7 protein-coding genes and 1 tRNA gene are annotated in these 8,284 nt (G+C 68.4%); 2 read left to right on the top strand and 6 right to left on the bottom strand.

Annotated features, from left to right (window positions below; genetic code table 11):
• From V7787_RS51415 to V7787_RS51390, 6 genes are all read right to left on the bottom strand, one after another.
• On the bottom strand, positions 1 to 621 hold a 621-nt coding region (locus V7787_RS51415; RefSeq protein ID WP_336095238.1), incomplete at its 3' end, for a 50S ribosomal protein L25/general stress protein Ctc.
• A gap of 120 nt (positions 622 to 741) precedes the next feature.
• Entirely contained in the window at positions 742 to 1,701 is a 960-nt protein-coding gene (locus tag V7787_RS51410) for a ribose-phosphate diphosphokinase (protein WP_336095237.1), read from the bottom strand.
• Positions 1,702 to 1,827: 126 nt separating this feature from the next.
• Positions 1,828 to 1,904 (bottom strand) — tRNA-Gln (locus tag V7787_RS51405).
• Positions 1,905 to 1,917: 13 nt separating this feature from the next.
• Positions 1,918 to 2,793 carry a 4-(cytidine 5'-diphospho)-2-C-methyl-D-erythritol kinase gene (ispE, locus tag V7787_RS51400; RefSeq protein ID WP_336095236.1) on the bottom strand — a complete coding sequence of 292 codons (876 nt, stop codon included), beginning with the start codon at positions 2,791 to 2,793 and terminating at the stop codon, positions 1,918 to 1,920.
• 20 nt (positions 2,794 to 2,813) lie between these two features.
• Positions 2,814 to 3,848 (bottom strand): lipoprotein insertase outer membrane protein LolB, encoded by a 1,035-nt coding sequence (gene lolB, locus V7787_RS51395; protein WP_336095235.1) that lies wholly within the window; start codon positions 3,846 to 3,848, stop codon positions 2,814 to 2,816.
• Positions 3,845 to 5,575 (bottom strand): tetratricopeptide repeat protein, encoded by a 1,731-nt coding sequence (locus V7787_RS51390; RefSeq protein WP_336095234.1) that lies wholly within the window; start codon positions 5,573 to 5,575, stop codon positions 3,845 to 3,847. The genes lolB and V7787_RS51390 overlap by 4 nt, the downstream gene beginning before the upstream one ends.
• Positions 5,576 to 5,833: 258 nt before the next feature.
• Between V7787_RS51390 and hemA the strand changes: the two genes are divergently transcribed.
• Both hemA and prfA read left to right on the top strand, forming a co-directional pair.
• Positions 5,834 to 7,138, top strand: a complete 1,305-nt coding sequence (gene hemA / locus V7787_RS51385) for a glutamyl-tRNA reductase (protein WP_336095233.1) — start codon at positions 5,834 to 5,836, stop codon at positions 7,136 to 7,138.
• Positions 7,139 to 7,203: 65 nt separating this feature from the next.
• Positions 7,204 to 8,284: peptide chain release factor 1 (prfA, locus tag V7787_RS51380; protein WP_336095232.1), on the top strand; the 1,081-nt coding region annotated here is incomplete at its 3' end.

Raw genomic sequence — 8,284 nt, 5'->3', positions numbered from 1 at the left:
CGGCACGTCGGCAGCCGGCGCATCGCTTGCCGGCTCGGCCTCTTCCTTGCCGTGCTTGGCGATGACGATGGCGACGTCGTGTTCCTTGCCCAGCTTCAGCTCGGGAATCTCGACGCCCTTCGGCAGCTTCAGCTCCGACAGGTGGACGATGTCGCCGACCTTCAGGTTCGAGAGGTCGATCTCGATGAACTCCGGCAGATCCTTCGGCAAGCAGCTGACTTCGACTTCGTTGAGCTCGTGGGTGACCACGACGTCGGCGGCCTTGCCGGCCGGCGACTTGTCTTCGTTGAGGAAGTGCAGCGGCACGGCCACGCGCAGCGCCTGGTTGGCGTCAACGCGCTGGAAGTCCAGGTGCATGATGATCTGCTTGAACGGATGGCGCTGCATGTCGCGCAGCAGAACCTGCTGCACCTTGCCGTCGAGTTCGAGGTTCAGGATCGAGGAGTAGAACCACTCGTGCTGGCTGGCGAGCCAGATCTTCTCGTGGTCGAGCTGGACCGGCTGCGGCGCGGCGCTGCCGCCGTAGATGATGGCCGGGATGCTGGCGGCACGACGCAGGCGGCGGCTCGCACCCTTCCCCTCGACGTTGCGGCCAGTGGCCTTGATGGTGTGATCGGACATGTTGATGTACTCGTTAGGTCTTGCGTTGTGACCCCGCCTCGCGGCGGGAAGAACGCTCACCCGCGACCAGGTGAGCGGTGCGCGAAAACCGGCCGGAGCCGGTTGCCGCAAATTCGGTTGTCAATCCACGTACAGCGAGCTCACCGACTCGCCGAAGGCGATGCGGCGGATCGTTTCGGCCAGCAGCTCGGCGACGCTGAGCTGGCGGATGCGGCCGGTGGCGCGGGCCGCGGCGGTCAGCGGGATGGTGTCGGTCACCACCAGCTCGTCCAGCTGCGACTTCATTACGTTGTCGATCGCCGCGCCCGACAGCACCGGGTGGGTGCAGTAGGCGACGACTTTCAGCGCGCCCTGCGCCTTCAGCGCGGCCGCGGCCGCGCAGAGGGTGCCGGCGGTGTCGACGATGTCGTCGACCAGCACGCAGGTCTTGCCCGACACGTCGCCGATGATGTTCATCACCGTGGCGACGTTGGCGCGCGGACGGCGCTTGTCGATGATCGCCAGGTCCGCGTCGTCCAGACGCTTGGCGATCGCGCGAGCGCGGACCACGCCGCCGACGTCCGGAGACACGACGACCATGTTGTCGGTGCCGTGCGCGCGCCAGATGTCGGCGAGCAGCAGCGGCGAGGCGTAGACGTTGTCGACCGGGATGTCGAAAAAGCCCTGGATCTGATCCGCGTGCAGATCGACCGTGAGCACCCGGTCGGCGCCGACCGCGCCGAACATCTTGGCCGCGACCTTGGCGGTGATCGGCACGCGCGAAGAACGCGGGCGGCGATCCTGGCGGGCGTAGCCGAAGTACGGCACCACCGCGGTCACGTTGGCCACCGATGCGCGCTTGAGCGCGTCGATCAGGACCAGCAACTCCATGAAATTCTCGGCCGTCGGCGCGTTCGTCGGCTGAATGACGAACACCTCCTGACGACGCACGTTCTCTTCGATCTCGACCTGGACCTCGCCGTCGGAGAAGCGCCCGACCAGGGCCTTACCGAGCCGGATGCCGAGTTCCTTGCACACCGCCTCGGCGAGCGGACGGTTGGCGTTGCCGCTGAAAACCAGCAGGTTGCGATCGTTTTGCACTTGTCTTGACTCCGCTTCGCTCTGACCGGGCGGTTTTTTGCCGGGATTCGGGATTTGGGATTCGCGACTGCGCAAGCGCTGCGGCTTGCGAATCGCGAATCCCAAATCTCCAATCCGTCGGCAAAATGGCAGGGGCGGTAGGATTCGAACCTACGGATGCCAGGATCAAAACCTGGTGCCTTGGGCCTCTTGGCGACGCCCCTGCGGAAAATCGGTTCAGCTGTTCACTTGCGCTTCGAGCGCGTCGCGCAGCGAAGAACGCCGCACTCCGCCGGCCGTCCAGGCCCGAAGACCCGGTGGCAACTCCAGCAGCGCCGCCTCGGCGGATTCGCGCGTGGCGAATTCGACGAAACACCCGCTGCCCGATCCGGTCAGGCGTGGCGAACCGATTCGCGACAATGCGGCGAAAGCAGCCTCAACGGCGGCTTCGCGCTGTCGCAGCACCGGCTCGAACGCATTCCCGAGCGGCTTACCCGTAACGAAGTCCGCCATTGTCGCGGGCGCGGCATCCCGCGTCAATTCGGAAGATTGGAATAAGGCCGCGGTCGGCGCGTGGACGCCGGGATCGGCAAGCACGTACCAGGCCGCCGGCAGCTCGATCGGGTGCAAGACTTCGCCGATTCCCTCGGCCCAGGCATTGTCGCCGCGGACGAAAACCGGCACATCGGCGCCCAGGCGCAGGCCCAGCCCAGCCAACCGGTCGACCTCGAAATCCACGCCCCACAAGGCATTTAAAGCAACCAGAACGGTGGCTGCGTCGGATGAGCCGCCGCCAAAGCCGCCGCCTGCCGGGATGCGCTTTTCGATGACGATGTCCGCGCCTTGGGTGCAATTCGATTCTTTTTGCAGCAAAAGCGCTGCCCGCACGGTCAGATCGTCGTGCTCGGCCACGCCGGCCACCGAAGCGCCATGGCGCACCACCCGGCCGTCGCCGCGCGGGCGCAAACGGATGGTGTCTCCCCAATCCAGGAGACGGAACACGGTCTGCAGCAGGTGATAGCCATCGGCGCGGCGGCCGGTGATGCGCAGGAACAGGTTCAGCTTGGCCGGGGCGGGCCAGGACGACCAGGTGGGGTCGGTCGGGGCGTGCATAAGAAGTCCGAAGCCGCGGATCAGCGGGAAATGGCGATGCCGGCAGAGCCGTCCGCGCTCATCCGCAAATAATTGCGCAAGGCGGCATTGTAGGCGCCGGCATAAGCTTCGGCGCGCTCCCACAGCGCCGGCTGGTCGATGTAGTCGGTATCGGTGCCGTCGAGCATCCGCACTTGGCGCAGGTCGGATTGCTCGAAACGCGCATCGGCGCGCGCACTGTCCCAACGCGGCTCGCCCCAGTTCGGCGCACGGATCGCGTTCCAGCCCGTACCCAAGCCGGCCGGGCGCAGATCGCCCCGCGCGGCATTGGCGCGCATGTCGGCGGACGGATCGTCCAGATTCAATGCCGATAACTGCACCCGCAGCGGATGCGACATCGAGCCGGGGAGCAGCGCAGCCTTAGCCGCCCCGCCCTGCCATTGATCCACGATCAGCCGCACCCGCGCCTGACCGCGGCGCGCGTCCAGCCGCGACGGCAGGTCGCCGCTGGCCGGCCATTGGTAGGCGATGTTCCAGCCGCCTTGTTCGATCGACAGCGGGCGGCCGTCCGCGCCCGGGGCGGTCTTGGCCGGCGCCATCGATGCGGCGGGCAGGCCGCGCAGCCAATCGCTCAGCGCCGCAACCGGGATGTCCCAGCCGGTGGTTTCCAGCAGCAGTTGGCCGGCATCCGGGCCTTCGCGCGGGCCGCCTTCCAGGCCTTCCAGCCGCGCGCCGTCGGCGCCGCCGCTCAAGCGCCAGCTCTGGCGGGTGACCGGCGCGCTCAGCGCGACCTGGTAACGATCGCCGCGCTGGCTCCATTCGATCCGGCCGCTGCCGCCTTTGCCGGCGTTGGATACGGCGATGCGGCCGCTCAGCGACCAATCGGCCTGGGCGCGCACCCGTGCGGCGCGCGCGGCTTCGCGCTTTGGGGCGTCGGCGGCCGGCACCACGCTGCCGGGCGGCGGTTGCTTCACTCCGCCCGGCGCACAGGCGCCGAGCAATGCGATCAATGCGCTCGCGGCGAGCAGTTGGCCGGCGCGACGGTATCGCGCGGCCGCTCCGATCAGCGCGCTCACAGGCCGTACTTCTTCAACGCCCGGACCAACGAACGGTTTTCCGGGTCGATCTTGCGCGCCTGTTCGAAATACTTGCGCGCTTCGTCGCGGCGGCCGGTTTCCCACAGCAGTTCGGCCAGATGCGAGGCGATTTCGGCGTCTTTCTGCATGGTCAGCGCGCGGCGCAGTTCGGTTTCGGCTTCCTTGGTCCGGCCCAGGCGATAGAGCACCCAGCCGTAGCTGTCGATGATCGCCGAGTTCTCGGGCTCGGCGGCGCGCGCGCGTTCGATCAGTTCCAGGGCTTCCTGATAGCGCGTGGTGCGGTCGGCCAAGGTGTAGCCCAGCGCGTTGAGCGCGGCGACGCTGTCGGGTTCGGCGACCAGAATGCGGCGGAAATCGGCTTCGGCGCGGGCGATGTCGTCGCGGCGCTCCCAGCTCAATGCGCGTGCGTAGAGCAGCTCGGGCTCGTCCGGGAACGCGGCCAGGCCGCGCGCGAACGCGTCGTTTTCGCCGGCGACGTTCTTGTCTTCGGCGCGCAGCGTGGCTTCCAGGATGTAGGCGTCGCGGCGGCTGTCGTCGTCGGCCGAGGCGTCGGACTGGATCGCGCGCAGGCTGGCGTAGGCTTCGTCGGAACGCTTGAGCTTGTGCAGGGTGTTGGCCGCGCGCAGCCGCGCGACCGAGCGCTGCGAACCGCCGGGCACGCCCTGATACCAGCTCAGCGCCTCATCGAAACGCTCCAGGAATTCGGCCAACTGGCCCAGCAACAGGCGCCGGGCCGGATCGGGCTTGGCGGCATCGCTGCGCAGTTCGTCGTACAGCTTGGTGAGCGTGGGTTTGTCTTCGGCGCGGGCCAGATACGAGGCGCGCAAGGTGTAGGTCTGTTCGTCCTGCGGGCCGCGCGCCAGCACCGCGGCGACCTTGGCGTGATCGTTTAGGCCTTCGTACTGCTCGGCGATCAGCGCGCGCAGATTGGTGTCGGTATCGGCCAGCGGCACCAGCGTGGCCAGCAGCTTGGCGGCCTCCTCGGTGTTACCGTCTTCGCGCAGCTGACTCACCCGCAGCAACGCCACCCGCGGCTCGCCGGGGAAGCGGCGGACCACCTCTTCGACGATGCGTTCGGTCAGCTTGGGCTGGTCGAGCCGCTGCGACAGGCCGCCGAAGGCGACCCAGGCCATCAGATTGCGCTGCGGCATCTTGCCGCCGTCGACGATCTTTTCCAGCAGCCGCGCCGCTTGCTTGGGATCCTTGGCGCCGGCGGTCAGCACGCCCAGCGCCTGGCGCCAGCCGGTTTCGGGGTCGGCGGCCATCAGTTGGTTGAGCTGGCGCAAGGCGGCGCGGTCGTCGCCGCGACGCAGCGACAAGGTGGCTTCGGCGGCGTCCAGCGTACTGCCGCGGCCGCCGAGCTTACGCCACAGCGCCAGCGCGTCGGCGGCGACGGTGTCCTGCTTGGCGACCAGGGCGATGGTGGTGGCGCGTTCGGCCAGGACCGCGTCGTTGGCCGCGCGCGCGGCCTTCAGATAGGCGCTGGCGGCGTCGTTCAATTTGCCCGCCTGCAGCGAGAACTCGCCGCTCAGCAGCGATTCCAGCGAGGCGCCGGTCGGGTCTTTGCCGGCCTGGGCGCGGATCGCGGCGGTGGTGGCGGCCAAGTCAGCCGTCGTCGGCTGGCCCGCCGACGCCGTAGCCGCCGAGGCAGAAGAGCCCCAACCCGCCAGCGCCAGCCCCAAAACCACCCATCCCAATCGTCTCAAAGGCACCTCCAGCCGAGCCGGCGCCACCGCCCGGCGCTTGTCTTCAGTTCTGTCTATTGGACCGATCGAGCAAATCGAATCGTAGAGAACCACGTGAGGACCAGTTGGGCCGGTAGAATGGCGGCCTTCAGCAGCCCGCAGCTTATCGCAAGCACCTGAACCGATGTCCCGCGCCGCCCGCCGTCCGATGAAACTTTTTCGCTTCGCCGCGACGACGCCCTGCCGCGCCTATCGCCCAGGATCGATCCGCCCGCGCCCATGAGCTTGTTCGTCCTCGGCATCAACCATCAGACCGCGCCGGTGAGCCTGCGTGAGCGGGTGGCGTTTTCCGGCGACGCGGTGCCGGCGGCGCTCGACGCGCTGCGCGCGCTGGCGCCGGTGCGCGAGGTCGCGTTGCTGTCCACCTGCAACCGCACCGAGTTGTACGCGGTCGCCGACGACGACGGTCGCGCCTTGGCGCAGTGGTTAGCCACTCATCCCGACGACGCCGGCGATTTGCACGCCTACCTGTATCGCCACCGCGACGCCGACGCCGTGCGCCACCTGTTCCGGGTCGCCACCGGCCTGGATTCGCTGGTGCTCGGCGAGCCGCAGATTCTCGGCCAGGTGAAAGACGCCTGGGCCACCGCGCGCGGCGCCGGCACCTTGGGCAGCCAGCTCGACCGGCTGTTCCAGCAAGCCTTCTCGACCGCCAAGCGCGCGCGCACCGACACCCGCATCGGCGCCAACCCGGTCTCGGTGGCCTCGGCCGCGGTGCGCCTGGCGCAGGAATCGTTCGCGCGCCTGGAAGATTCCACCGTGTTGCTGGTCGGCGCCGGCGAAACCGTCGAGCTGGCCGCGCGACATCTGGTCCAGGCGCGGGCCAAGCGCCTGCTGATCGCCAACCGCACCCTCGCCCACGCCCAGGATCTGGCCACCCGCCACGGCGGCGTGGCGCTGCCGCTGAGCGAACTCGACCGCCATCTGGGCGAAGCCGACATCGTGTTGTCGGCCACCGCCAGCCGCGAACCGATCCTGCGCAAGCCGCAGGTGGCCGCGGCCCTGGCCACGCGCAAGCATCGGCCGATGCTGCTGCTGGATCTGGCGGTGCCGCGCGATATCGCCGCGGACGTGGCCGATCTGAAGGACGTGTTCCTGTACACCGTGGACGATCTGGAACGCTCGATCGAAGACAACCGCCGCAGCCGCCGCGAGGCGGCGACCGAGGCCGAGGCGATCGTCGACCTGCAGGTCGCGCGTTTCGTCGAAACCTTGGCTGCGAGCACCCGCACCGCGCCGATCAAGCGCCTGCGCGATCACGGCGACGCCGCGCGCGAAGAAGTGCTGGCCAAGGCGCGCGCGCAACTCGGCGCCGGCCAGGATCCGGCCGAAGTGCTGAACTTCCTCGCCCACACTCTGACCAACCGCTTGCTGCACGCACCGACCATCGCCCTGCGCGAGGCCGCGTTGACCGGCAATCCGGAGTTGGCGCGGGCGGCGGACAAGTTGTTCCCGGCGGTGAGTCCGGGGTCGGACATCGGAGCGTCGGGATCGGCCGAAGCGGATTCGACTGGCGAACGTTAGCTGACGTCCTCGCGTCGCTTTCGCTTTCCGCCTTCCGAATCCCCTTCCCGAATCCCGGTTCCCGAATGACCCCCACCCTGCGCCGCAAACTCGAAGCCCTGGCCGAACGCCGCGAAGAACTCGAACGCTTGCTCGCCGATCCCGGCGTGATCGGCGACAACCAGCGTTTCCGCAAGCTCTCGCGCGAATTCGCCCAACTCGAACCGGTGGCAGTGGCGCTGGCCGAGGAAGTCCGGGCCAAGGCCGACCTGGCCACGGCCGAGGCGATGCGCAACGATCCGGAACTGCGCGAGTTGGCCGATGAGGAAATCGCCGCCGCGCAGATCCGCCTGGAACAGCTGGACGCGCAGTTGCTCGCGCACCTGATCCCGAAAGACCCGCGCGACGACGGCGACCTGTATCTGGAAGTGCGCGCCGGCACCGGCGGCGACGAAGCGGCGATTTTCGCCGGCGATCTGTTCCGCATGTATGCGCGCTATGCCGAGCGGCGCGGCTGGAAGGTCGAAGTCGAGTCGTCCAACGCCGGCGAGCACGGCGGCTACAAGGAAATCATCGCCCGGGTCGAAGGCCGCGGCGCGTACTCGCAGCTCAAGTTTGAATCCGGCACCCACCGGGTGCAGCGGGTGCCGGAAACCGAATCGCAGGGGCGCATCCACACCTCGGCGGCGACGGTGGCGATCATCGCGGTCGAGCCGGAGGGCGAGCCGATCGAGATCAATCCGGCCGATTTGAAGATCGACACCTTCCGCTCCTCCGGTGCCGGCGGCCAGCACGTCAACAAGACCGAATCGGCGATCCGCATCACCCACATCCCCAGCGGCGTGGTGGTCGAGAACCAGACCGAACGCAGCCAACACGCCAACCGCGACAAAGCGCTCAAGCGCCTGCAGGCGATGCTGGCCGACGCCGCGGCGGCCAAGGCCGCGGCCGCGCAGGCCCAGGACCGGCGCCTGCAAGTCGGCAGCGGCGACCGCAGCCAGCGCATCCGCACCTACAACTTCCCGCAGGGGCGGATCACCGATCATCGGGTCGAAGGTTTGACCCTGTACGACTTGCCCAACGTGATCGCCGGCGATCTGGATGGCTTGATCGGGCGCTTGATCCACGAGCATCAGGCCGACGAACTGGCGCGGCTGTCGGCCGGCG

This window comes from Pseudomonas sp. CGJS7, assembly GCF_036961695.1.
This window is presented reverse-complemented; position numbering and strand designations above follow the sequence as displayed.

Bases quoted from the DNA above. Each gene is read 5' to 3' on its own strand.
- ispE (WP_336095236.1), bottom strand. From the start codon at position 2,793: ATGCACGCCCCGACCGACCCCACCTGGTCGTCCTGGCCCGCCCCGGCC.
- hemA (WP_336095233.1), top strand. From the start codon at position 5,834: ATGAGCTTGTTCGTCCTCGGCATCAACCATCAGACCGCGCCGGTGAGC.